Raw genomic sequence first — 23,690 nt, forward strand, 5'->3', positions numbered from 1 at the left:
ATGGCCGCACCACAACAGGCCACGCCCCAGATTGAGCTGCGCGGCATCACCAAGGTCTACGGCACGGGCGAGGCCGAGGTGCGCGCCCTGCGCGGGGTTGATCTGACCATTCATTCCGGCGAATTCGTCGCGATCATGGGGCCCAGCGGATCGGGCAAATCCACCGCGATGAACGTGATCGGCTGTCTGGATACGCCCACCGCGGGCCAGTACCTGTTCGAGGGGGTCGAGGTTGGCAATCTGGATCAGGACCAGCGCGCGTTGCTGCGCCGCCATTATCTGGGCTTCGTGTTTCAGGGCTACAACCTGCTGGCGCGCACCACGGCGCTGGAAAATGTCGAACTGCCGCTGATCTACAAGGGCCTGCCACGCGACGAGCGCGAGGCGATGGCGCGCGAGGCGCTGGCCAAGGTCGGGCTGGAAGACCGCTGGCATCACGACCCGTCGGAACTGTCGGGGGGGCAGCAGCAGCGGGTGGCGATCGCGCGGGCGCTGGCGGGCCGGCCTGACGTTCTGCTGGCGGATGAACCGACCGGCAACCTCGACACCAAACGCTCGCAGGAAATCATGGAGCTGTTGTCCGAGCTGAACCGCAGCGAGGGGATTACCATTGTCATGGTCACCCACGAAGAGGACATGGCCGAATATGCCAAGCGTCTGATCTGGTTCGTCGATGGCCAGATCGAAACCGACGGGCCGGGCGCCGCGCGGAAAGGGGACTGACATGCTTTGGGCAACCATAAGGCTGGCGGTGCAGGCGATCTTTCGCAACACGATGCGGTCGTTCCTGACCGTGCTGGGGGTGGTGATCGGCGTTGCGGCGGTGATCGCGATGGTGACGGTCGGGCAGGGCTCGTCCAGGCAGGTGACGGCGGATGTCGAAAAGCTGGGCACCAACGTGCTGATGCTGCGCCCCGGTCAGGCCCGGATGGGCGGCGGCGGCACCACCGTCGCCAAGCGGTTCGAGTTGAAGGACGTGGACACGATCCGCAATCAGCTGACCACGATCGAAACCGCCGCGCCGTCGGCCTCGTCGCAGATGACGGCGGTGTATGGCGGCGAGGTCTACAACACCACAATCACCGGCACCACGTCCGAGCTGCTGGACATTCAGGACTGGGTGGTGAGGTCCGGCCGCCGCTTCGAGCCGGTCGAGCTGCGCACCGGCAAGGCGGTCTGCCTGATCGGCGAAACCGTTCGGCGCGAATTGTTCGGCAATTTCAGCGCGGTCGATGAAACGATCCGGCTCAAGAACATCTCCTGCACCGTCATCGGCGTGCTGGAGGCCAAGGGCGCGTCGTCGTTCGGGACCGATCAGGACGATATCATCATGATGCCGATCCGCACCTTTCAGCGGCGGGTATCGGGCAATAACGACGTCTCGTTGATCTATATGGCGGTGCGCGACGGGGTTTCGACGGATCGGGCGATTTCCGATATCGAGACCCTGTTGCGCGACATACGGCGCATCTCGCCGGGCGAAGAGGATGACTTCAGCGTCATGGACATGGCGCAGCTTGCCACGATGCTGACCGGGATCAACACGGTGCTGGCCGGGCTTTTGTCATCCGTGGCGGCGGTCAGCCTGCTGGTGGGCGGGATCGGGATCATGAACATCATGTTGGTGTCCGTGACCGAGCGCACCCGCGAGATCGGCATCCGTCTGGCCGTGGGGGCGCAGTCGGGGCAGGTGATGATGCAGTTCCTGGTCGAGGCGATCGTGCTGTCGCTGCTGGGCGGCGCGCTGGGAATCCTGTTGGGGCTGGCGCTGGCGGCGGTGGGCGCGCGGATGATGTCGATTCCTTTCGCGCCGGAACTGTCGGTCGTGCTGATGGCGTTTCTGTTTTCCGCCGGGGTCGGGGTCGTCTTCGGCTATTTCCCCGCCCGCCGCGCCGCGCGGATGGATCCAATCGAGGCGCTGCGCTATCAGTAACCCGCCTTTTCAACTGGTTAGCGGGATTTCGCCGATGCCGCGCAATTTAATTCAGGGAATTGAATAAGTTTGATCTGGATCAAGGATCGGGGTCGGTTCGACGCGCAATATCATAACATGGATCGCAGTCCGTAGAGCCTATGTTTCCCAGGTGGTTGCGATCCGGTTTCTGCTGCGTCGTTTCCCAACGCAGATGTCGGTATCCGGGGCCTCCCTCCCTATGATCCGGCGAAAACCAAGGCGCTGCGGGCCCTCCCTCCCGCAGCGCCTTTAACATGTCCGGGCCTTGATCTGAATCAAGGTGCCGCGCCCGGGATGGCATCTACATTCACGAATAGGAATGTATGCGGGAGGAGAACCAATGACATTTTCATGGAAAACCGGCGGGGTCGCGCTGGGCCTGGTGTTCTTTCTGGCGGTGCTGCTGGTCAAGCCGATCGGCGTGTCCACGCAATTCGTCATTCTGGACGGCATCGTGTGGGACGCGGTCAGCCCGGATGTCGTGACCCAGACCGACGACGGCTATACCTCGACCAATGCCTATCTGGCGAAATCGGGCGGCAAATACGCGAAATCGGTGGCCAACCCGCTGAACTATTCCTTCGTCTTCGTGCTGGCGATGATGCTGGGCGCGGGGGTGTCGTCCTATCTGCGCAAGGGCGTCTCAGTCTCCGAGCGGACCGCACCCGCGCTGTGGCGCGCCAATTTCGGCGACAGCCCGATCAAGCGCTACGCGGTGGCGTTTCTGGGCGGGTTTATCGTGCTCTACGGCGCGCGGCTGGCGGGCGGCTGCACCTCGGGCCACATGATGTCAGGGATGATGCAGACCGCCCTGTCGGGCTATATCTTTGCCGCGGGCGCCTTTGCCGCCGCGATCCCCACTGCCATGCTCATGTTCCGCACGGAGGGCTGATCTGATGGAACTCATTCTTGCAATCGTCATCGGGGCCGCCTTCGGCGCGGTGCTGGACCGGGTCGGCGCCACCAATCCGGGCGTCATTGGCCGGATGCTGAACCTGACCAACCTGCACCTGATGAAAACCATTCTGCTGGCGATCGGCACCGGGTCGGTGCTGATGTTCGGCGGGCAGATGCTGGGGCTGGTCGATGTCGGCCACATGTCGGTCAAGACCGCCTATGTGGGCGTGTTCATCGGCGGGCTGCTGCTGGGGCTGGGCTGGGCCGCGTCGGGGTTCTGCCCCGGTACCGGGGTTTGCGCCGCCGCCGCGGGCCGCCGCGATGCGCTGTTCTTTGTCGCGGGCGGGTTGCTGGGGGCCGCGGCCTATATGGCAAGCTATCCGATGTGGAAGGCGGCGGGCCTGTTGTCGGGGTCGGCGCTGACGCTGGGCCAGGTGCCGGGGTCGAAATATGACGCGCTGTTCCCGGTGCTGCCCGGTGACGTGGTGGGGATCGTGCTGGGGCTTGGCCTTATCGCCATTGCCTTCGGCCTGCCCGACCGTCTGGCGGGGCAGGGTGCTGAAGGCGCGCCCGCCGAATAAACCCTTGTTGTTGTGACCGGGCGTTGTCTTCTTCCATGCGCCCGGCTGCCGGAAGCGCCGCAGGCCCCCCGCGCCTGTGGCGCTTTTATTTCGCTGGAAAGCTGCGCGGGCGGGCGACATATTGCGGCGGCAGAAAGGAGCCTCATGACCTGCGCCGCATTCGATCAGATCCCTGAAACCGCCCTGGCCTGGCACCGCGCGGGCGAGGGGGCCGCGCTGGCCACGGTGATCGGAACCTGGGGCAGCGCGCCGCGCCCGGTGGGCAGCCAGCTTGCAATATCCGGCACAGGGCGGATTGCGGGCTCGGTTTCGGGCGGCTGTGTCGAGGGCGCGGTGGTGATCGAGGCGCAGGAGGCATTGGCGCAGGGCGGCGCCCGCATCCTGACCTACGGCGTCAGTGACGAGTCGGCCTTCGCGGTCGGGCTGGCCTGCGGCGGCACGATCCGGGTGCTGGTCGAACCGATTGGCGGCGCCGATCTGTCCGAGGCGCTGCTGGCCGATCTGGTCGCGCGGCGTGCCACCCGCGCGCCGGTGGCCTGCCTGGTGGATACTGAAACCTGGGACCGGCGGCTGACCGATGCGGGTGACCCGGCGCTGGGTGATGCCATCGCCGCGCGGTTCCGGTCGGACAAGTCGGGGTTCGACGGCGCGACCTTCGTCGCGATCCACAACCCGCCGCTGCGCCTGGTGGTGATCGGCGCGGTGCATATCGCCCAGCCGCTGCTGCAGATGGCGCGGCTGGCGGGCTATGATGCCACGCTGATCGACCCGCGCCCGGCCTTCGCGACCGAGGCCCGTTTTCCCGGCGAATGCATTATCGAGGACTTTCCCGACGACGTCTTGCCGGGCCTTGGGCTTGACCCCCGCACCGCCGTTGTGACGCTGAGCCATGACCCCAAGATCGACGATCCGGCGATTATCGCGGCGCTGCGCTCGGACGTGTTCTATCTGGGCTGTCTGGGCTCGACCCGGACCCATGCCAAGCGGGCGGCGCGGTTGACGCAGCAGGGCTTTTCCGACAATCAGATCGCCCGCATCCATGCGCCGGTGGGGCTGGCCATTGGCGCGAAATCCCCGGCCGAGATCGCGATTTCGATCATGGCGGACCTTACCCAGCGGCTGCGGCAGGGTTAGCGCGGCAGGGTGCAAGGCCAACGGTTCTTACCCCCCCTGCGCGGCCGTGATGTATTCGGGTGCGCGATTCCAAGAGGGGACGACAATGGCCAAGGTGAGCATGACGGTGAACGGCGCCCGGTTTTGGGCGAGGTCGAGGGCCGGACCCCGTTGGTGCAGTTTCCGCGCGGCGGGCTGGGCCGTGACCGCCGCCTGAGCACCTTTTGCAGCACGGGAGTGCACAGTAAATACGCAACCGGGGCATGATTTTCCGGGATGCCTGACATAAATCATGCTGCATCTGCAACATACGGCGCGGATCGGGGCAAAGCGCATCCCGCCGCTTGACGGGGTGCGGCGCGGTTTTCACGCTGGGCGTAAGCGGCATTTTGCGCCGCACCCGATACCCTTTTTTTATGGTGGGGCACCCTTTATGACTTCGTTCCTGAACTTGTCGGATATCGCGCTTAGTGTGGTCGCCCTGGCGGTCGCCGGCGCGCTGGGGCTGCTGCTGGGCAAGGTAGAGGTCAAGGGCGTCGGCCTGGGCATCGGCGGGGTCCTGTTCTCGGGCATTGCGGTTGGCCATGTCTCGTCCGCGATGGGGCTGGAATATGACGCGCATGTGCTTGAGTTTGTGCGGGAATTCGGCCTGATCCTGTTCGTCTACACGATCGGGGTGCAGGTCGGGCCCGGCTTTTTCGCCAGTCTTCAGAAAACCGGGCTGCGGCTGAATATCGCTGCCGCCTCGATCGTGCTGCTGGGTGTGGCGGTGACGGTCGGGATCTTCTTTCTGTTCGATGTGCCGGTGCCGGTGCTGGTGGGCCTGATGTCGGGCGCTGTGACCAACACGCCCGGGTTGGGGGCGGCCACGCAGGTTCTGGCCGATCTTGGCGCCGGGCCGGAAACGATGGCACTGCCCAGTCTGGGCTATGCGGTGGCCTATCCGTTCGGCATTCTGGGGATCCTGCTTACCATGTTGCTGGTCCGGTTCGTGCTGGGGATCAGCATCGAGGACGAAGCCGCCGCCTATGAAAAAGAGCGCCGCGCCGGCGACAGTGCGCTGCCCTCGCTGAATGTGGTGGTCAAGAACCCGAACCTGAACGGGCTGACCCTGTCCGAGGTGCCCGATCTGTTCGACGCGGGCGTCGTTGCATCGCGCATGAAAAAGGGCACCGAACTGATCGTGCCGACCCGCGCCACCGTGGTCCATACCGGTGATGTGCTGCATCTTGTCGGCAGCAGCGACAAGCTGCGCGCCATGCGGATCATTCTGGGCGAAGAGACCGACGCCGCGCTGACCACCAAGGGCACCCGCCTGACCTGGGCGCGGCTGGTGGTGACCGATACCAAGGTGCTTGGACACCGGCTGCGCTCGCTCGCGCTGGAAGAAAGCCACGGCGTCACCATCTCGCGCATCTACCGCGCCGGGGTCGAGCTGCCGGCCCAGGCCGACAGCACGCTGCAATTCGGCGACATCGTCACCGTGGTCGGCGAAAGCGAAGAAATCGACGCGGTGAAATGCGTGCTGGGCGATCAGAAGGGGCGGCTGGAGCAACTGCAATTCGCGGCGGTGTTCGTGGGTATCGCGCTGGGCGTGATTCTGGGCAGCCTGCCGATCCTGATCCCCGGCCTGCCGGCACCGCTGAAACTGGGCCTGGCGGGCGGGCCGCTGGTGGTGGCGATCCTGTTGGGGCGACTGGGGCATTTCGGCCCCTTCGTCTGGTTCATGCCGCCGGTGGCCAACCATGCCCTGCGCGAGTTGGGGATCGTGCTGTTTCTGGCGGTGGTGGGCATTCGTGCCGGCGACCGGTTCCTGGAGACGCTGATCTTTGGTGACGGGCTGACCTGGATCGCTTACGGCATCGCGATCACGCTGATCCCGCTGCTCATTGTCGGCTTTGCGGCCCGGCTGCTGGGCAAGTTCAACTATCTCAGCCTGTCGGGCGTGCTGGCCGGCTCGATGACCGATCCGCCCGCGCTGGCCTTTGCGGTGGCGATGAACCCGGCGCAGGCGGCCTCGATCGCCTATGCCTCGGTCTATCCGTTGGTGATGTGTATGCGCATCCTGGCGCCGCAATTGCTGGTGCTGTTGCTGATGTAGCGGGCGGGCAAACAAAAACCCCCGCCGATGCGGGGGTTTGGGGTCGTGACGCCGGGAGGGGCGCTTATTTCGGCAGCGGCCCGATCAGCATGATCATCTGGCGGCCTTCCATCTTGGGAAAGTTCTCGATCTTGCCGACCTCTTTGGTGTCTGCGGCGACCCGTTCCAGCAATTCGCGGCCCAGGTTCTGGTGCGCCATTTCGCGGCCGCGAAAGCGCAGGGTGACCTTCACCTTGTCGCCGTTTTCCAAAAACTTGAACACATTGCGCATCTTCACTTCGTAATCATGGGTGTCGGTGTTCGGGCGGAACTTGACCTCCTTGATTTCGATGATCTTCTGTTTTTTCCGGGCCTCGGATTCCCGCTTTTGCTGTTCATATTTGAACTTGCCGAAATCCATGATCTTCACGACCGGGGGAACCGCGTTGGGTGAAATTTCCACAAGGTCCAACCCGGCCTGTGCGGCCAGTTCCATCCCGCGCGCCGGCGTGACAACGCCGACATTTTCGCCATCGGCGCCGATCAGTCGGATTTCAGGGGCCCGGATGCGGTCATTTACACGGGGGCCGGTGTCGCGCTGCGGGGGCGCATTGTGAGGTCTGCGGGCTATAGCGTTGTTCCTTAAGTCGTTGAAATAGGATGGAGCGGAAAATAGTCCCCGCGGCCGCGTCTTTCAACCACGTTTTACACGCGGCGAGCCGGTCGGGGCACAAAGAGCGATGCGCGGTGTTCCGCCGTAGCGGTGCGAATTTCGTTTCCATTCCCCTTTCTGTCGCTAGGATCTGCCGTCATATAGCATCGGCTAATATCCGGAAGGGAAAGTGCGATGAGAAACACCGTTATTACAGTTGCTGTTCTGGCCGCGGTCGGGATCGGCGGGTTTATCTGGTATCAAGGCCAAAAGGACAGTCCCGAACCCGCGACCGAGGTTGTCATCCCCGAAGGCGACGCCGTGGAAACGCCCGCGCCGCTGGACGACGCGGCAGACGCCGTCGGTGAGGCCGCAGAGGCCACCGGCGCAGCCGTCGAGGACGCGGTCGAGGCCGCCGGCGACGCCATGAACGATGCAGCCGAAGCTGTGGGCGAGGCCGTGGAAGACGCGGTGGAAACCATGGAAGAGGCCGTGAGCGGCACGCCCGAATCGAGCGCCGACATGGCGGACGGGGTCACCGATGCTGCGGATACGACCACCGGGGCTGCAAGCGACGCTGCGGATACCGCAGTCGAAACCACCCCCGATGCGACCGACGACATCACCCCCGCCCCGGCCACCGATACGGTCGAGGATGCGGCGACCACCACGATGGAAAGCACCCCGGCCGAGGCGACCCCGTCGGCCGAGACCCTGCTGACCCCCGAAGGGTTCGATTCTGCACAGGTCATCGGGATGATCGAGCAGTCGGATCTGTCGCCGCTGCGCAAGCAAGTGCTGACCAGCGCCGTCGAACAGGCCGCGAGCAACCCCGCGCTTGTCGAAAGCGTGATCGGTCAGGTCCAGCAGGCGCTGGGCCTCTGATCCGACCTGCACGGTTTTGAAACAACGGCGCCGCGCGGGGATGTCTCTTGCGCGGCGTTTCTTTTCGGGCAGGCTGCAAAGCGTGTGGGTGTGATCGAGGGCGAGAGGGGGCGGTTTGGGCGTATGACCGCTTCGAGCCCATTTTGTTGAATGCTGCGCCGCAGCCAATGGCCGCTAGGCAGCAATATCGTTGACTCTGTGCTCATGAGTGCCTTATCGCTGACGTCATGGTGAAATCGTTCTTCGTATCGCAGGACTATTATTCTCAGCTTCCATAGCTGCGGGTAATTCATCATTGGTTTTCCGCTGCCCCTGACAGCGGTCAACATTCAATCGACCTTGTGCCGGGCGGCAAATTCAAAGGTCGAAAAATGAACAACAACAGCAGAAGTCAAAACACGTCGCTAGGCATCGTGGGGTTTGGTGCGTTCGGACAACTTGCAGCCCTTCATCTTGGTCAGCACTTTGAAATTACTGCATACGATCCGTCCCTGGACGTTGCCAAGGTCGCAAAGCAACTCGGGGTGCGTCTGACATCATTGCAATCAGTATCGCAGGCCGATGTGATCCTCATTGCGGCACCAGTGTCCTCATTTGAGCAGGTTGTCAGCGAGATCGCGGTTGCTTGTAAACCTGGCGCGCTGATTGTCGATGTTGGCTCAGTCAAAGTAGTTCCCTCGGAAATCATGCGGCGGCTGCTACCGAGCCATGTAGACATCGTAGCGTCTCACCCCTTGTTCGGGCCTCAGAGTGCCACGAAAGGTATTGAGCGTCTAAAAATTGCGGTCTGTCCCATTCAGGGAAGACGGCATGTGATGCTGGCTGCTTTTTTACGCAAGGCTTTGGGACTGACCGTCATCATGACGACACCAGAAGATCACGACCAAGAGGCTGCAGTTGTCCAAGGGCTCACGCACCTCATCGCCAAAGTACTACTGAGAATGGGACCGCTGCCAACGCGCATGACAACGAAGAGCTTTGACTTTCTTTCTGAGGCGATTTCCATGGTTCAGCATGATGCGCCAGAAGTATTCGAAGCGATTGAGAAGGCCAATCCCTACGCCGAGACCGTGCGACGACGGTTTTTTGATTTGGCCGCAAGTTTGAATGTCGAGCTGGAAACAGCATTGAGGACACCGCCACAAAACGAGACCGGACATTGATGGAGAAGCGTCCAAGGGCAGAAGAGTCCGCATATCCGACCAACACCGCTTGCGCTGTTCACGCTTTTCAGTGCGTCACGTCGAAACTGAACGCTCGTTCAGCCCACGAATGCTTTTTCGACGACATATTCGCCGGGGTCTGAATTGGCGCCCTCGCGCAGGCCGAAGCCTTCCAGGATGTCCTTGATGTCCAGGTTGAACTGCAACGATCCGCAGACCATGCCGCGGTCGGTTTCGGGCGTGATCGGCGGCACGCCCAGATCGGCGAACACCTTGCCCGAGCGCAGGTTGTCGGTGACCCGGCCCATGAACGGCCCGGGCTCGCGGGTTGTCGTGGGGTAATAGCGCAGCTTGCCGGCCACGACCTCGCCGATCAGCGGATCGTCGGGCAGGCTCTCGACCAGCGCGCGGCCATAGGCCAGCTCGGCCTGTTCGCGGCAGGTGTGCATCATGATGACCTCGTCGTAGCGCTCATAGGTCTCGGGGTCGCGCATCAGGCTGGCGAAGGGGGCGATGCCGGTGCCGGTGGCGAAGAACCACAGCCGCTTGCCGGGCAGCAGCGCGTCCAGCACCAGGGTGCCGACGGGTTTGGGGCGCAGGATGATCTGATCGCCGGGCCGGATATGCTGCAGGCGGCTGGTCAGCGGGCCGTCGGGCACCTTGATCGAGTAGAATTCGAGCTCTTCGTCCCAGTTGGGCGAGGCGATGGAATAGGCGCGCATCACCGGGCGGCCGTTTTCGCCGGGCAGGCCGATCATGACGAACTCGCCCGACCGGAACCGCAAGCTGCGCGGCCGGGTGACGCGGAACGAAAACAGCCGCTCCGTCCAGTGATGGACAGAGGTCACGGTTTGCGCGTCGGGAAGGGTGGCGGGTTTGGGCGCGGGGGTTTCGGTCACTCTGGTTCCGTCCGTCATCTTTGCGGGGCCGGGTGCGGCGACCCGTCCGTTTGTTTCTAATGGCCCATGGCGGCTGCGAAAACCCCCGATCGCGCCTTGGGATGCGCCGTTTTGCCCCGGTAATCCCCGGCGCGGTGGCGCGGGAGTGGATCGCGGAATTATTTTCTGCTATCCGGCGTGAAATGGATGTTTGGGGGGAAACTGTCCCCGGAGGATATGTATGGCGGCAGCATTGGACAAGATCGACCGTAAAATCCTGGCCGAGTTGCAGCGCGACGCCGGGCAATCGCTGGACGACATCGCAAAGACTGTGGGCTCATCGAAAACCCCGGTCTGGAACCGGATCCGCAAGATGCGCGATGCTGGGGTCATCACCGGCCAGACCATGCTGGTCGACCCCGAGTCGCTGGGGCTGGAGGCCTGTTTCTTCGTGCTGATCCGCACCGCCGAACACGATGCGGTCTGGCAGCAAAGGTTCCTGGAGGCGCTGCACGCCCGCCCCGAAGTGATGGAGGCGCACCGCCTGGCCGGTGATATCGATTATATCCTGAAGGTGCGGGTGGCCAATGCGCGGGCTTACGACATGTTCTATCAGGCGCTGATCGCCGAGGTGAAGATTCACAACGTCACCGCGCTGTTGTCGATGGAAGAGATCAAGGCGACGACGGTCCTGCCGGTCTAGGGGCCTTCGGGGCCGTAATCCAGCATATGGCTGCACCGTTTGCGCCAGGCGCGGCGCCAGTAATTGCGATAGCGATACCGGACGCGTCTGCGTTTGCGTCTAGAGTGCTCGGTCAACGGTCTGGCCTGCTCGGTTATCTGACGGGCCTCGTCCAGATGTGACAGCGGATTGCCATCGGGCAGGTGGTTGACAATACGCGGCATCGCCGCCAGCGCGCCTATGCGGGTAATGTCGCAGGGCCACCAGTCGGCGGGCAGCCGGATCGGGAAGGCGTTTTTGCGCATGAACCGTGCCGCCCGGCTGCTGAGACTATAGCCGGTCGCATAAAGCGCCGGCAGCGCCAACTGCATCCCAACTACGCCCGGCATCAGCTTTTTGGGCGGCCGGTTCATGACCCGGGCCTTGCCGTGATCGAGCATGATGAACTCGGCCTTGCGATAGATCTGATTGGCCATGAAGTGTCTGAAATGATCGGTCAGCAGCGCGTCATCTTCCAGAATGACCGCGCCGGGCAGGTCGTTCTCGACGATATGGCGATAGACCGCCTGATGCGACAGGGCACAGGCGTATTCGCCATCGGTCAGGCTGCGATCGATGACCCAGTGCGGCTCGTCGCTGACCTGATCGCGGTATTGTTCGGGAAGGCCGCGCCGCCCGTCGACGCCGAAGAACAGCTCATAGGGCAGACCTTCGGCATCCAGCCGGTCCAGCAGGGGCTGACGGCGGGCATCGTCGCCGGGAAGCGTTAGTATGATGATCGGCCAGGGGGAAAGTGAGGGACTGGTCATTTATCTTGGGTTACCCGGGTCATGGTCAGTTCTTCCAGCGCGCGAAAATGGTAAGTGGGCCGATATAAAGCCCTGTCCGCAAATCGCAAGGCCGGGCACCGCGCAAACAGGGCGGGCAGGGCGATTTGCAGCTCAAGCCGGGCCAGCGGCGCGCCGACGCAGAAATGCAGCCCCGCGCCGAAGCTGGCATTGGGCCGGGCCGGGCGCGCCGGGTCGAACCGACCCGGATCGGCGAACACCGCCGGATCGCGGTTCGCCGCGGCCAGCATCAGGGCCACCCGGTCGCCACGCCTGAAGCGGTGGCCGAAAATATCAATCTCTTCGTAAGCATAGCGGGTGAACATATGCAGCGGCGGATCGAAGCGCAGGATTTCCTCGACCGTGGCTTCGGCGCGGTCCGGGGTCAGCGCATCGGCGGCCATGCCATGATCCAGCAACGCCTTTACCCCGTTGCCGATGGTGTGAACCGTGGCCTCGTGCCCGGCGTTCAGCAGCAGGATGCAGGTGGTTATCAACTCGTCGGCGGTCAACCGCTCACCTGCGTCCTCGGCGGCGATCAGGTGGGTGATCAGGTCATCTGCGGGCCGGGTGCGCCGCGCCGCGACGTAGGTGCGCATGAACGCCACGAAGTCCTGGGTTGCGGTAACGGCGCGGTCCTCGGCCATGCGGGTGCGCCCGGCCTGATACATCGCCACCATCGCGTTGGACCAGCGCAGCAGGTCAGGGGCCATTTCTTCGGGGACGCCCAGCAGGCGGGCGATCACGACGACCGGCAGCTTCTGCGCATAGGCGATCAGCAGGTCGAAATCGCCGTTCGGGAAGTCGTCGATCAGCGCGTGGCTTAACGCCTCGATCTCGGGCGCCAGGGCTGCGATCCGGCGCGGGGTGAAGGCGCGCAGCACCAGATTGCGCAGGCGGGTGTGGCGTGGCGGTTCCAGCTCCAGCATCGAATGCGCCTCTACCGCATAGAACGGCGCCAGATGGGCCGGGGTCGCGGGGGCCAACTCGGCGGGCACCTCGCGTCCGAACCGGCGGTCGCGCAACAGCGCGTTCACGGCGACATGGGACATCGCCGCGGGCATGTCGTAGTCGTTCCACCAGATCAGCGGCCCGTGCGCGCGTGCGCGGTCGTAGAACGGGTAGGGATCTTGCACAAAACCCGGATCGGTCGGCGATTGCGAGAGTCGGTCCATGCCGACCATGGTGCCGAAGGGGCTGGCCAATGCAAGTCACGCTTTCTAGAGTGGCCCCCGCCCAACGGAGGTTGCAATGACCCGGCTGGCCCTTGCCGCGGCGCTTTTCCTGATCCTGGCCGCCGGATTTACCGGCGGGGTCTGGTGGTTTGCCTATTCCTCGGCACTGGATCAGCTGGCTGACCGGGGCAGGGCCGATCTGTCGCTGGCCTCGGACCGGCTGGTCAGTCAGTTGCAGCAATATCGCGAACTGGCCGTGCTGCTGGCCGATCACCCGACGCTGGCAGCGGTGCTGCAGGGCGAGGTCCCGGCCGGTACGGCGCAGGCGCTGTTGCTGAAAACCGCCGACAAGACCGGGACCCTGCGCATCCATCTGGCCAGCGGGGACGGGCAGGTGGTGGCCAGTTCGGTGCAGGGTGACGCGCCGGCCAGCCTGGCGGCGCAACCGGGATTTACCCGTGCGATGCAGGGCGCGCTGGGGGCGCATCATGAACGGGTCGGGGACGGGGCCGGGCGGGTTTACACATTCGCCGCGCCGGTTTTTACCGATGCGGCCCAGCCGCTGGGCGTGGTGTCGGTGGATGTGAACCTGCCCGCGCTCGAAGGGGCCTGGGCGGGCGACCCCGAGGCGATCTATTTCACCGATGCGCTGGGGGTAATCTTTATCGCCAACCGATCCGAGCTGCTGTTCCGGGCGCGCGCGCCGGGCGGGTTCGATCCGGTGGCGATGCGGCGGTTCGGCTATGGGCCTGGCATGATCGCGCCCTTGCCCGAGGTGACAGAGCGCATCCAGGGCGGGCACCAGATCTGGCGCATCGACGGCGGCCCCTATCTGCCGGCACGGGCGCTGCACCTGACCCGACCGCTGCCGGTGATCGCGATGACCGGCGAGCTGTTGCTGGATGTGGCCCCGGCCGAACGGATCGCCGCGCTTCAGGCTGCGGTCGCGGCGGCGCTGGCGCTGATCTTCGGCGGGACGTTGCTGTTGCTGATGCTGCGGCGCCGGGCGCTGGCGCTGCGCCTGACGCTGGAAGAACGGGCCAAGGCCGATCTGGAAAGCCGCGTCGCCGCCCGCACCGCCGAGCTGTCGCAGGCCAATCGCGCACTGCGGCGCGAAGTGGCCGAGCGGCAGGAGGCCGAGGCCGCGCTGAAACGCGCGCAGCAGGAACTGGTGCAGGCCGGCAAGCTGTCGGCGCTGGGCAAGATGTCGGCGGGGCTGAGCCATGAGTTGAACCAGCCGCTGATGGCGATCCGGTCGTTCGCGGAAAACGCCACGCTGTATCTGGAACGCGGCGCGCCTGACCGCGCGGCGCAGAATCTGGCCCGGATTTCGGACCTGTCGCGCCGGATGGGGCGGATCATCCGCAACCTGCGCGCCTTTGCCCGGCAGGAAAGCGAGCCGATGACCGATGTCGACCTGGCCGCCGTGGTCGAGACTGTGCTGGAAATGAGCGAGGCGCGGATCCGCGGTCTGGGGGTTGCGCTGAACTGGGTTCAGCCAGCCGCGCCGGTGCTGGTGCGCGGCGGCGAGGTGCGGTTGCAGCAGGTGGTTCTGAACCTTGTTTCGAACGCGCTGGACGCGATGGCGGGGGCGCCCGACAAACGGCTGGACATCGGGCTGGCGCGCGACGGCGGGCTGGTGCGCCTGTCGCTGCGCGATACCGGGCCGGGCATCGCCGAGCCGGAAAAGATTTTCGATCCGTTCTATTCCACCAAAGAGGTCGGCCAGTCCGAAGGCATGGGGCTGGGCCTGTCGATTTCCTACGGTCTGGTGCAAAGTTTCGGCGGTGCGATCCGGGGCCGCAACCATCCGGATGGCGGCGCGCTCTTCACCGTGGAACTGACCGCCGCCGGGCTGGAGCAGGCCGCATGACCCGCAAGGTGCTGTTGATCGACGATGACATGGCCGTGCGCGAGGCATTGGGCCAGACGCTGGAGCTGGCCGGGCTGGTCCCGGTTCTGGCGGGCAGCTATGTCGCGGCCAAGGATCATATCGGCCCCGGCTTCGACGGGGTGGTGGTGTCGGACATTCGTATGCCGGGCAAGGATGGCTTCGCGCTGCTGGACTATGCCCAGTCCGCCGACCCCGATCTGCCGGTGATCCTGCTGACCGGCGAGGGCGATATCCCGATGGCGGTGCGCGGCATGTCGGCGGGGGCGTTCGACTTTCTGGAAAAGCCCTGCGCGCCCGGCGATCTGCTGACCGTAGTGGAAAAGGCGCTGAAGACCCGCGCGCTGGTGCTGGAGAACCGCCGCCTGAAGCGCCAGCTTGAAACCGGCGATGCGGCGGCGCGGATGCTGTTCGGCCATTCCGCCCAGGCCGATGAATTGCGCGCGCGGGTGCGCACCGTGGCGCGGGCCTCGGCCGAGGTGCTGATCACCGGCGCGCCCGGCACCGGCACCGCCAAGGTGGCCGAGATCATCCACCTGCTGTCGGCAGCGGCGATGCGGCCGTTTCAAAAGCTTGCCGCGGCGGCGGCCACGCCCGAGGCGCTGAGCGATGCCTTCGCACAGGCCGAGGGCGGCACCATCTTTCTGGACGAGCTGGCCGCGCTGCCCCCGGCCGCGCAATTCGCATTGCTGGAATTGCTGGACGCCAGCGCGGGCCTGCGCGTCATCGCGGGCACCTACCGTGATATCGATGCCGAGGTGGCCGAGGGCCGGTTCAACCCCGATCTGTTCTACAAGCTTGATGTGATGCGGGTGCGGATCCCGGCGCTGCGCGAACGGCCCGAGGATATCCCCGTGCTGTTTCGCCATTACGTGGCGATCGCCTGCGAACAGGCCGCCCTGCCGCAACCCGAGATCACCCAGGACGTGATTGCCCGGCTGATGGCGCAGGACTGGCCCGGCAATGCGCGGTCGCTGATGAACGCGGCGATGCGGTTCGCGATGGGGCTGCACGAGGTCGAACAGACCGAGGCCGCCGGCCTGGCCGAGCAACTGGCACGGGTCGAACGCTCGTTGCTGATCGAGGCGCTGCGCCGCGCCGGCGGCAATGCGACCGAGGCCGCGCGCGCGCTGAAACTGCCGCGCAAGACCTTCTATGACAAGCTGACCCGGCACGAGATTCGCCCCGAAGCCTATCGCGGCTGATATGTGCGGATTTCCGCACATGTGTCGATTGGCGCTGTGCGGATTTTCGCCAGGCCTGGTGGCGGGGGGCGGATTTGTCATAAAGGGTTTTCGCCTAACATTTTGATATATATCTAAAAAAATGTGCAATCCCGAATTCCAGACGTTTTGCTTGAGCGAAAACCGCCGCTTCGCTTTGCTATGGGCAGGCGCCCCCCGAATGGGCGCGGCCTGACACAAACAGGATATCTGGGAGGATACCTTATGAAATTCGTAACCGCTGCTGCGGCTGCCGCCGTCGCGCTGTCGTTTTCTGCCGGGGCGTCGCTGGCGCAATGCGACGAGGGCGAAATCGTCATCAAGTTCAGCCATGTCACCAACACCGACCGGCACCCCAAGGGGATCGCAGCGTCGCTGCTGCAAGAGCGCGTGAACACGGAAATGAACGGCACCGCCTGCATGGAGGTCTACCCGAACTCCACGCTCTATAACGACGATCAGGTGCTCGAGGCGATGCTGCAGGGCGACGTGCAGATGGCCGCGCCGTCCTTGTCGAAATTCGAGGCGTTCACCAAGCAGTTCCGGATTTTCGATCTACCCTTCATGTTCAAGAATATCGACGCCGTTGATGCATTCCAGGCCTCGGACACGGGGCAGGCGATGAAGGAATCGATGGCGCGTCGCGGGCTGCTGGGGCTGGATTTCTGGCATAACGGCATGAAGCAGTTTTCGGCCAACAAGCCGCTGCTGGAACCGACCGATGCCAAGGGTCTGAAATTCCGGGTGCAGACCTCGGACGTGCTGGTGGCGCAGATGAAGGCGCTGGGCGCCTCGCCGCAGCCGATGGCGTTTTCCGAAGTGTACGGCGCGTTGCAGACCGGCGTTGTCGACGGGCAGGAAAACACCTGGTCCAACATCTATGGCCAGAAATTCTTCGAGGTGCAGGACGGCACCACCGAAACCAACCATGGCGTGCTGGATTATCTGGTCGTGACCTCGGTCGATTGGTGGGACAGCCTGGACGCGCCGGTGCGCGACCAACTGGCCACCATCATGGATGAGGTGACCCAGACCCGGAACTCCGAATCCTTCAAGGTCAACGAAGAGGCCAAGCAGGCGATCATCGACGCCGGCGGCGTTGTGCGTCAGCTGACGCCCGAGCAGCGGGCCGCCTGGGTCGCGGCGATGAAGCCGGTCTGGGACGAGTTCGAGGCCGATGTGGGCGCCGACAACATCGCCGCCGCGCAAGCGATCAACGCCCAGTACTGACGACAGACCAACACTCACGGGACCGGCCCGGTGCATCCTTCGCATCGGGCCGATCTGTAAGATCCGCCAACACGCCTGCCGCAGGGGAACAGCAGTTATGAGTGGCCCGACCGATCCAAGACACAAGACCGGCCTTGCCCGTTTCATCGACGGGCTGGAGGAAACCGCCATCGCCCTGCTGCTGGGGCTGATGGTGCTGGTGACCTTCGTCAATGTGGTGCTGCGCTACGGGTTCAACACCTCGCTGATCTGGGGGCTGGAACTGACGCTGGTGCTGTTCGCCTGGCTGGTGCTGTTCGGGATCAGCTATGGGTTCAAGCATACTTCGCATCTGGGGGTGGATGCGGTGCTGAACATGGTATCTTCGCCGGTGCGGCGGGCGATGATCCTGATCTCGGCCCTGGTCTGCGTGATTTATGCGCTGCTGCTGCTCAAGGGCGCGTGGGATTACTGGGCGCCCTTCGCCGGGTTCGACGCCACCACCGGGCGCTGGTTTCCCACCGGATTTGCCAACAGCCGCGATCAGGCTTGGTACGAGACCGAGCAGATCCCGATGCTGGCCTGGCTGCGCTGGCTTGAGCCGTTGTTCAATCAGGGCGAGGCCTATGACAAGCTGCCGCGCTTCCTCCCTTATGCCATCCTGCCCTTCGGGACGGCGCTGATCGTGCTGCGGGTGGTGCAGGCCACGATCCGCATCCTGCGCGGCACCCAAGACAGCCTGATCGTCAGCCACGAAGCCGAAGACGCCGTCGAAGACGTCGCAGCCCTGAACCGCGAAGGATAATCCGCATGGATGTCGTCATTCTGTTTGCGATGGTGATCGGCCTGCTGCTGATCGGGGTGCCGATCGCGGTGTCGCTGGGCCTGTCGTCGATGATCTTTCTGCTGGTGTTTTCCGACACCTCGCTCGCGTCGATCGCGCAGTCGCTGTATCAGGCGATGGCCGGGCATTACACGCTGCTGGCGATCCCGTTCTTCATTCTGGCGTCCAGCTTCATGTCCACCGGGGGCGTGGCGAAACGGATCATCCGGTTTTCCATCGCCTGTGTCGGTCACATGCGCGGCGGGCTGGCGATTGCCGGTGTCTTTGCCTGCATGCTGTTCGCGGCGCTGTCGGGGTCGTCGCCCGCGACGGTGGTCGCCATCGGGTCGATCGTGATCGCGGCGATGCAACAGGCGGGCTATTCCAAGGATTTCGCCGCCGGGGTGATCTGCAACGCGGGCACGCTGGGCATCCTGATTCCGCCGTCAATCGTGATGGTGGTCTATGCCTCGGCCACGGATGTGTCGGTGGGGCGGATGTTCCTGGCGGGGGTCATTCCGGGGCTGATGGCCGGTCTGATGCTGATGATCACCATCTATGTGATGGCGCGGATCCGCAACATGCCCAAGGGCACGTGGCTGGGTTGGGGCGAGATCGGCCGCGCGTTTTCCGATGCGTTCTGGGGGCTGATGCTGATCGTTATCATTATGGTCGGGATCTACGGCATTCCCGGCGTGACCGGCGCGATCTTCACCCCGACCGAAGCGGCCGCCGTGGCCTCTGTCTATGCGTTCCTGATCGCGGCTTTCGTCTATCGCGACATGGGGCCGCTGGCCCCCGCGCACCCGGGCGGAAAGCCGATCAGCCTGTTGCGCAAACCGCAGGCCCTGTTGACCGCCTTTATCCACCGCGACACCCGGCACACGTTGCTGGAGGCGGGCAAGCTGACCATCATGCTGATGTTCATCATCGCCAACGCGCTGATCCTGAAGCACGTTCTGACCGACGAGCAAATCCCGCAGCAGATCGCCGGCGCGATGCTGGAGGCGGGCTTTGGCAAGATCGTGTTCCTGATCGTGGTCAACGTGATCTTGCTGATTGGCGGCCAGTTCATGGAGCCTTCGGGGCTGATCGTGATCGTGGCGCCGCTGGTCTTTCCGATCGCGCTGGAGTTGGGGGTGGATCCGATCCATCTGGGCATCATCATGGTGGTGAACATGGAAATCGGCATGATCACGCCGCCCGTCGGCCTGAACCTGTTCGTCACCTCGGGTGTGGCGGGGATGTCGATGATGCGGGTGGTGCGCGCGGCGCTGCCGTTCCTGGCGGTGCTGTTCGTGTTCCTGATCCTGGTGACCTATATTCCCTGGTTGTCCACCTGGCTGCCGATCAGCCTGATGGGGCCGGAGATCATCACCAACTGACCGCGCCAATCTGCGCCGCACGCAGAGGTGGCGCAGTTTGACTGAACGCCGGGCGCCTGCCGCGTCCGGCGTTTCTTTGCAACGTGGAATGGGGAAGAAAATTCACGAATTTTCTTCGGCGCCGAAAAATCTTCGGGAAGATTTTTCCTCAGGCCGCTTCCAGCGCCGCGATGATGCCCGAGAAATCCGCAGCTTTCAGCGAGGCCCCGCCGACCAGCGCGCCGTCCACGTTTGAGGTGGCGAAAATATCGGCCGCGTTGCCGGGCTTGACCGAGCCGCCGTAAAGCAGGCTGATACCGTCCGCCGCGCCACCGAACCGGGCGACCAGCTGCGCGCGCATGAAATCATGCACCTCGGCGATCTGCGCCAGCGTCGGCACCTTGCCGGTGCCGATGGCCCAGACCGGCTCATACGCCACCACAAGCGTGTCGCTTGTGCAGCCGTCGGGCAGGGACCCGGCCAGTTGCGTGCCGATCACGTCCAGGGTTGCGCCTGCGTCGCGCTGGGCCTCGGTCTCGCCCACGCAGACCACGGCGATCAGCCCGGCGGCCAGTGCGGCCTCGGTCTTGGCGCGCACATCGGCGTCGGTTTCGCCGTGATCGGTGCGGCGCTCTGAATGGCCCAGGATCACATGGCTGCCGCCGGCATCCACCAGCATCGCCGCCGCGATATCGCCGGTATGCGCGCCCGACGCCTTGGCATGGCAGTCCTGCCCGCCGGTGGCGATGGCGCTGCCCTTGGTGATTTCCGACATGCGCGACAACAGCGTGGCAGGCGGGCACAGCAGGATCCCGACCGAGGGGCTGGGATGCGCGGCTTTCAGCGCCGCCACCTCGGCCAGCTCGGCGGCGGTTCCGTTCATCTTCCAGTTTCCGGCGGCCAGTTTCTGTCCCATTACCCACTCTCCCGTTGTTATCCGGTCGAGCATTCCCCAAACCCCGACTGCGCGCAAGCGCGCCGGGGCGGATCGCGACGTTCGGGCGCGCGTTTAGCGCTACCGCTGCTTCTGGCGTTTGCGCGCGGCGGCCGCTTCGGCGTCAATCAGCGATTTGCGGGCCCAGTCCAGCGCCTCGTCCGGGTCATCCAGGGCGCTGTCAGGCAGTGAGGTCAGGCCGGGAATCACGCGCCGGCCAGTCTTGGCGCCATAGGAAAACGGTTCGGACCCGGCGGCGACATAGGCATCGACCAGCGCGCCCTCGGCCTTCATGTAGATGGTATCGCCCAGCAGGGCCGCGAACATCGCATCGCCGATATAAAGCCCGGTGCCGCCGAACAGGCGTTTGGTGGTGATCGGGCCCAGCGGCGCGAACAGATCGCGCGCGAAATCCAGCAGGCCCGGATCGGTCGCCATCAGGTTTCGGCGAATTTGATCGATTCACCGCAGCCGCAGGCGTCGACCACATTGGGGTTGCGGAACTTGAATCCGCTTTCCAGCAACGAGACTTCATAGTCGATCTCGGTGCCGAACAGGAACATCTGTGCCATCGGCGCGATCATCACCCGCGCGCCGTCCTGTTCCACGATCTCGTCCAGCGGATCGACCTCGGCCACGTAATCCATGGTGTATTCCATGCCTGCGCAGCCGCCTTTCTTGACGCCGATGCGCAAGCCGTGGTTGCCGTCGCGGGCCATCAGCTTGGCGATCTGCCTTGCGGCGGCCGGGGTCATTGTCACGGCCTGTTTGCCGGGAATGCCGAACATGGGACTGTCTCCGTTGGGTCTGCTGCTAATCTAGGGCCGCAGCGCCCCGATCTCAAGCGCGGGCAGGGGCGCAAGCAGCGCCAGGGTGCCATAGCTGACCAGAAGCGCCCATGCAAAAGACGCCAGCGTGCCGATAATTACATATTCCGAGGCGCGCTGATCCTTCGACGCGGTATCGAACCGCAGGATGGATTTCGCCGCGATCAGAAAGCCGATCCCGGCCGGCTCGCCCGCCAGGACCATCACGAAGATCATCAGCCGTTCCAGCACGCCGATCAGCCGCCCGCCATTGGGCAGCCCGCCGGGCGGGGCGTCCTGCTGATAGGGGCGCATCAACAGCCCTACGCCGAACCCGCCGGCCCGGGTCGCGATCACCAGCCCGGTGGCCAGCACCATCAGCGGCAGCAGCAGGGGCCAAGGCGCCCAGAACCCGGCGGCATAAAGCCCCGGAACCGCAGCAGCAACGATGCCAAGCGTGGCCAGATGCGCGGCCTGATCGGCCAGAAAGGCGGCCAGCGTGTCGCGCATCCGGTCCGGCAGCCGGGCCTTGACCGCGTCGATGGCCATATGGGCCAGCGCCAGACCGATCAGCGCGGGCGCGTCCCAGCGCCCGGTGGCCGCCTGCGCGGTCAGCAGCACGATCACCCCATGCAGCACCAGCGCCTGCGGCTTGCGCTTGTTTTCGACGATCCAGCGCGTCTGAAACACGAAATCAGCCAGCACATGGGCCAAGAGCAAGGCAACTAGGGTTTCGATCATCGGCGGGCCTCGCGGATTACAAGCCCTGGATGTTGTAATTCGGGGTTACAAGGGTTTGGCTGTGCCGGGCACGGCGCGATTGCAGCGCTGGAACAACCCTTAAGGCTTGTAATGAGTAATACAAGCCTGTGGCCTTGTGATTTACCGTGCTCAGTCATAGTCCCGCGCCTCAAGCAGGGCCATCGCCGCGTCCAGGGCCCACAGGCCCGCGCCGTTCACCCGCAGGGCAAAGGCCTGCTGGGTGATGCCCAGTCGCGCGGCCATTTCGCTTTGCGAGGGCGCGTGGGGGGCCAGCGCCAGCATCAGCGCCGCGGCCTGTTTGGCCGTCCAGTGACGGGTCAGGGCATCGGCCAGATCGAACAGCGCGGCGGCCTCTGCCGGAAGGCCGGGGGCGGCCAGTCCCAGCCGCCCGCGCGTCATCGCATCCAGCGCGCGGCCCGACAGCTCGAACGCGGCGCCGCCGGCGCTGTCCAGGCGGTCTATGGGCACCGACGGCACCGCGCCGATCCCGGCGGCGATCCGGGTGAACGGCGCGGCCTTGTCGGCCCGCAGGCAGGCGGTCAGATACAGACAGGCGCGCAGCGCAAGCCCCGGAACATCAAGGTAAATCTGCCAGCCATCGCCGCGAAACCGGGTAAAGCGCGTCTCGCACCCGGCCCAGTGCGACAGGGTATCCGCGCCTTGGGACAGGGTGGCCATGGCGGCATCGACGGCCACCGCACCCGCCTTGGTGGACCCCACCAGATCGCCCGTCAAAACCGCTGCTACCCTGCCCATTCTCTCTCCGGCCTGCGTGGTGCCATGATAGGGGCTTGGCGTCGGGCCGCGCAACCGGTGAATGCGGGGCGGTCAGGGCCGGTGGGGCAGGGGCCGGGCGGGGTTGCCCGCCACGGTGGCGCCGGGGGCCACATCGCGGGTCACCACGGCGCCTGCGCCGATGATCGCGCCGTCGCCGACACGGACGCCGGGCAGCACGATCGCGCCGCCGCCGATCCAGACATCCGCGCCGATGCTGACCGGCTTGCCGCTTTCCAGCCCCTGCGCACGCGCCGCCACATCACGCGGGTGATCGGCGGTCAGGATCTGTACCATCGGCCCGATCTGGCTGCGCTCGCCGATGGTGACGGCGCAGACATCCAGCATCACGCAGCCGTAATTCACAAAGACCCCGGTGCCCAGGCGGATGTTGATCCCGTAATCGACATAAAAGGGCGGCCGGATCACCGCGCCATTCCACTGGCCCAGCAACTGGTCCAGAAGGCGTGCGCGGGTCGCGTCCTCGCCCAGAATCGTGGTGTTATAGTCGCGCATCAGCGCCTGTGCGGCCCGTCGCAGGGCCGCAAGCTTCGCATCGCCCGCATCATAGGGCGCGCCGGCCATCATGCGGTCGAATGCGGACCGGGTCACATAAAGCCCAGTTCCAGCCGCGCCTCGTCGGACATCATGTCCATGCCCCAGGGCGGATCGAAGGTCATTTCCACATCCACCTGCTTGACGCCGGGCAGCGGCTCGATCGCTTCGGCCAGCCAGCCGGGCATCTCGCCGGCCACCGGGCAGCCCGGCGCGGTCAGGGTCATCTGCACGCGCACCGCATTCTCGGCGTCGATCTCGATCGTGTAGATCAGGCCCAGATCGTAGATATTCACCGGAATTTCCGGATCATAAACGCTCCGACACGCCTCCACGATCATGTCGTAAAGCGGGTGATCGGTGCTTGAGGGCTTGATGAGGGGGGCACCCTCTAGTTGTTCGTTCGGCTGGGTCATGCGGGTTTTTCCTAAACTTGAGCGAAGATATAAGGTTTTCCCGGCC

At 64.7% G+C, this 23,690-nt stretch carries 25 protein-coding genes; 14 read left to right on the forward strand and 11 right to left on the reverse strand.

What is annotated here, in order from left to right; translation table 11 throughout:
* From ACSR1C_RS11265 to ACSR1C_RS11290, 6 genes are all read left to right on the forward strand, one after another.
* Nucleotides 1-723: an ABC transporter ATP-binding protein gene (locus ACSR1C_RS11265; RefSeq protein ID WP_460259375.1), complete on the forward strand. Its 723-nt coding sequence runs from the start codon at nucleotides 1-3 to the stop codon at nucleotides 721-723.
* A 1-nt stretch (nucleotide 724) separates the two neighbouring features.
* On the forward strand, nucleotides 725-1,933 hold the full coding sequence (locus ACSR1C_RS11270; protein WP_460259374.1) for an ABC transporter permease: 1,209 nt from the start codon (nucleotides 725-727) through the stop codon (nucleotides 1,931-1,933).
* A gap of 361 nt (nucleotides 1,934-2,294) precedes the next feature.
* On the forward strand, nucleotides 2,295-2,846 hold the full coding sequence (locus ACSR1C_RS11275) for a YeeE/YedE thiosulfate transporter family protein (RefSeq protein ID WP_460259373.1): 552 nt from the start codon (nucleotides 2,295-2,297) through the stop codon (nucleotides 2,844-2,846).
* A 4-nt stretch (nucleotides 2,847-2,850) separates the two neighbouring features.
* Nucleotides 2,851-3,432: a YeeE/YedE thiosulfate transporter family protein gene (locus ACSR1C_RS11280; protein ID WP_460259372.1), complete on the forward strand. Its 582-nt coding sequence runs from the start codon at nucleotides 2,851-2,853 to the stop codon at nucleotides 3,430-3,432.
* Between the two features lie 144 nt (nucleotides 3,433-3,576).
* On the forward strand, nucleotides 3,577-4,566 hold the full coding sequence (locus tag ACSR1C_RS11285) for an XdhC family protein (protein WP_460259371.1): 990 nt from the start codon (nucleotides 3,577-3,579) through the stop codon (nucleotides 4,564-4,566).
* Nucleotides 4,567-4,978: 412 nt separating this feature from the next.
* Complete coding sequence (locus ACSR1C_RS11290; protein ID WP_460259370.1) at nucleotides 4,979-6,646, forward strand: putative transporter; 1,668 nt, start codon at nucleotides 4,979-4,981, stop codon at nucleotides 6,644-6,646.
* Between the two features lie 64 nt (nucleotides 6,647-6,710).
* On the opposite strand, the gene infC is transcribed toward ACSR1C_RS11290, so the two are convergent.
* Nucleotides 6,711-7,256, reverse strand: a complete 546-nt coding sequence (gene infC, locus ACSR1C_RS11295) for a translation initiation factor IF-3 (protein ID WP_462563552.1) — start codon at nucleotides 7,254-7,256, stop codon at nucleotides 6,711-6,713.
* A 216-nt stretch (nucleotides 7,257-7,472) separates the two neighbouring features.
* Here infC and ACSR1C_RS11300 point away from each other — a divergent pair, with 216 nt between their 5' ends.
* Both ACSR1C_RS11300 and ACSR1C_RS11305 read left to right on the forward strand, forming a co-directional pair.
* Entirely contained in the window at nucleotides 7,473-8,162 is a 690-nt protein-coding gene (locus ACSR1C_RS11300) for a hypothetical protein (protein WP_460259369.1), read from the forward strand.
* Nucleotides 8,163-8,503: 341 nt separating this feature from the next.
* Complete coding sequence (locus ACSR1C_RS11305) at nucleotides 8,504-9,325, forward strand: prephenate dehydrogenase/arogenate dehydrogenase family protein (RefSeq protein ID WP_460259368.1); 822 nt, start codon at nucleotides 8,504-8,506, stop codon at nucleotides 9,323-9,325.
* A gap of 98 nt (nucleotides 9,326-9,423) precedes the next feature.
* Here the strand turns inward: ACSR1C_RS11305 and ACSR1C_RS11310 are convergent, their stop codons facing one another.
* The gene (locus ACSR1C_RS11310) at nucleotides 9,424-10,242 is read right to left on the reverse strand and encodes a ferredoxin--NADP reductase (RefSeq protein ID WP_460259367.1); all 819 of its coding nucleotides are present in this window, start codon (nucleotides 10,240-10,242) and stop codon (nucleotides 9,424-9,426) included.
* Between the two features lie 202 nt (nucleotides 10,243-10,444).
* On the opposite strand from ACSR1C_RS11310, the gene ACSR1C_RS11315 reads away from it, so the two are divergent.
* Complete coding sequence (locus tag ACSR1C_RS11315) at nucleotides 10,445-10,906, forward strand: Lrp/AsnC family transcriptional regulator (protein WP_460259366.1); 462 nt, start codon at nucleotides 10,445-10,447, stop codon at nucleotides 10,904-10,906.
* Here ACSR1C_RS11315 and ACSR1C_RS11320 read toward each other — a convergent pair.
* Both ACSR1C_RS11320 and ACSR1C_RS11325 read right to left on the reverse strand, forming a co-directional pair.
* A complete protein-coding gene (locus ACSR1C_RS11320; RefSeq protein WP_460259365.1) occupies nucleotides 10,903-11,694 on the reverse strand; it encodes a glycosyltransferase family 25 protein in 792 nt (263 codons plus the stop codon). The genes ACSR1C_RS11315 and ACSR1C_RS11320 overlap by 4 nt on opposite strands.
* Nucleotides 11,691-12,887, reverse strand: coding sequence for a cytochrome P450 (locus tag ACSR1C_RS11325; RefSeq protein ID WP_460259549.1), 1,197 nt, complete (start codon nucleotides 12,885-12,887; stop codon nucleotides 11,691-11,693). Before ACSR1C_RS11325 ends, ACSR1C_RS11320 begins: the two co-directional genes overlap by 4 nt.
* A gap of 76 nt (nucleotides 12,888-12,963) precedes the next feature.
* Between ACSR1C_RS11325 and ACSR1C_RS11330 the strand changes: the two genes are divergently transcribed.
* From ACSR1C_RS11330 to ACSR1C_RS11350, 5 genes are all read left to right on the forward strand, one after another.
* Complete coding sequence (locus ACSR1C_RS11330; protein ID WP_460259364.1) at nucleotides 12,964-14,760, forward strand: sensor histidine kinase; 1,797 nt, start codon at nucleotides 12,964-12,966, stop codon at nucleotides 14,758-14,760.
* Nucleotides 14,757-15,983, forward strand: coding sequence for a sigma-54-dependent transcriptional regulator (locus tag ACSR1C_RS11335; protein WP_460259363.1), 1,227 nt, complete (start codon nucleotides 14,757-14,759; stop codon nucleotides 15,981-15,983). Before ACSR1C_RS11330 ends, ACSR1C_RS11335 begins: the two co-directional genes overlap by 4 nt.
* A gap of 243 nt (nucleotides 15,984-16,226) precedes the next feature.
* Nucleotides 16,227-17,231 (forward strand): DctP family TRAP transporter solute-binding subunit, encoded by a 1,005-nt coding sequence (locus tag ACSR1C_RS11340; protein ID WP_460259362.1) that lies wholly within the window; start codon nucleotides 16,227-16,229, stop codon nucleotides 17,229-17,231.
* Between the two features lie 97 nt (nucleotides 17,232-17,328).
* Complete coding sequence (locus ACSR1C_RS11345) at nucleotides 17,329-18,015, forward strand: TRAP transporter small permease (RefSeq protein WP_460259361.1); 687 nt, start codon at nucleotides 17,329-17,331, stop codon at nucleotides 18,013-18,015.
* Between the two features lie 5 nt (nucleotides 18,016-18,020).
* The gene (locus ACSR1C_RS11350; protein WP_460259360.1) at nucleotides 18,021-19,418 is read left to right on the forward strand and encodes a TRAP transporter large permease; all 1,398 of its coding nucleotides are present in this window, start codon (nucleotides 18,021-18,023) and stop codon (nucleotides 19,416-19,418) included.
* 148 nt (nucleotides 19,419-19,566) lie between these two features.
* On the opposite strand, the gene tpiA is transcribed toward ACSR1C_RS11350, so the two are convergent.
* The 7 genes from tpiA to ACSR1C_RS11385 all read right to left on the reverse strand — a co-directional run bounded on the left by tpiA (nucleotide 19,567) and on the right by ACSR1C_RS11385 (nucleotide 23,644).
* Nucleotides 19,567-20,313 carry a triose-phosphate isomerase gene (gene tpiA / locus ACSR1C_RS11355; RefSeq protein WP_460259359.1) on the reverse strand — a complete coding sequence of 249 codons (747 nt, stop codon included), beginning with the start codon at nucleotides 20,311-20,313 and terminating at the stop codon, nucleotides 19,567-19,569.
* Nucleotides 20,314-20,412: 99 nt separating this feature from the next.
* Nucleotides 20,413-20,769 (reverse strand): TfoX/Sxy family protein, encoded by a 357-nt coding sequence (locus ACSR1C_RS11360; RefSeq protein ID WP_460259358.1) that lies wholly within the window; start codon nucleotides 20,767-20,769, stop codon nucleotides 20,413-20,415.
* Nucleotides 20,769-21,119: a HesB/IscA family protein gene (locus ACSR1C_RS11365; RefSeq protein WP_460259357.1), complete on the reverse strand. Its 351-nt coding sequence runs from the start codon at nucleotides 21,117-21,119 to the stop codon at nucleotides 20,769-20,771. Before ACSR1C_RS11365 ends, ACSR1C_RS11360 begins: the two co-directional genes overlap by 1 nt.
* A gap of 30 nt (nucleotides 21,120-21,149) precedes the next feature.
* Nucleotides 21,150-21,878, reverse strand: coding sequence for a DUF3307 domain-containing protein (locus tag ACSR1C_RS11370; RefSeq protein WP_460259356.1), 729 nt, complete (start codon nucleotides 21,876-21,878; stop codon nucleotides 21,150-21,152).
* Between the two features lie 150 nt (nucleotides 21,879-22,028).
* Complete coding sequence (locus tag ACSR1C_RS11375; protein WP_460259355.1) at nucleotides 22,029-22,655, reverse strand: hypothetical protein; 627 nt, start codon at nucleotides 22,653-22,655, stop codon at nucleotides 22,029-22,031.
* Between the two features lie 72 nt (nucleotides 22,656-22,727).
* Entirely contained in the window at nucleotides 22,728-23,261 is a 534-nt protein-coding gene (locus ACSR1C_RS11380) for a sugar O-acetyltransferase (RefSeq protein ID WP_460259548.1), read from the reverse strand.
* A gap of 20 nt (nucleotides 23,262-23,281) precedes the next feature.
* Nucleotides 23,282-23,644 (reverse strand): SUF system Fe-S cluster assembly protein, encoded by a 363-nt coding sequence (locus ACSR1C_RS11385; protein WP_460259354.1) that lies wholly within the window; start codon nucleotides 23,642-23,644, stop codon nucleotides 23,282-23,284.
* Between the last annotated feature and the right edge of the window lie 46 nt (nucleotides 23,645-23,690).

The sequence above is a fragment of the Actibacterium sp. D185-2 genome (assembly GCF_054954595.1).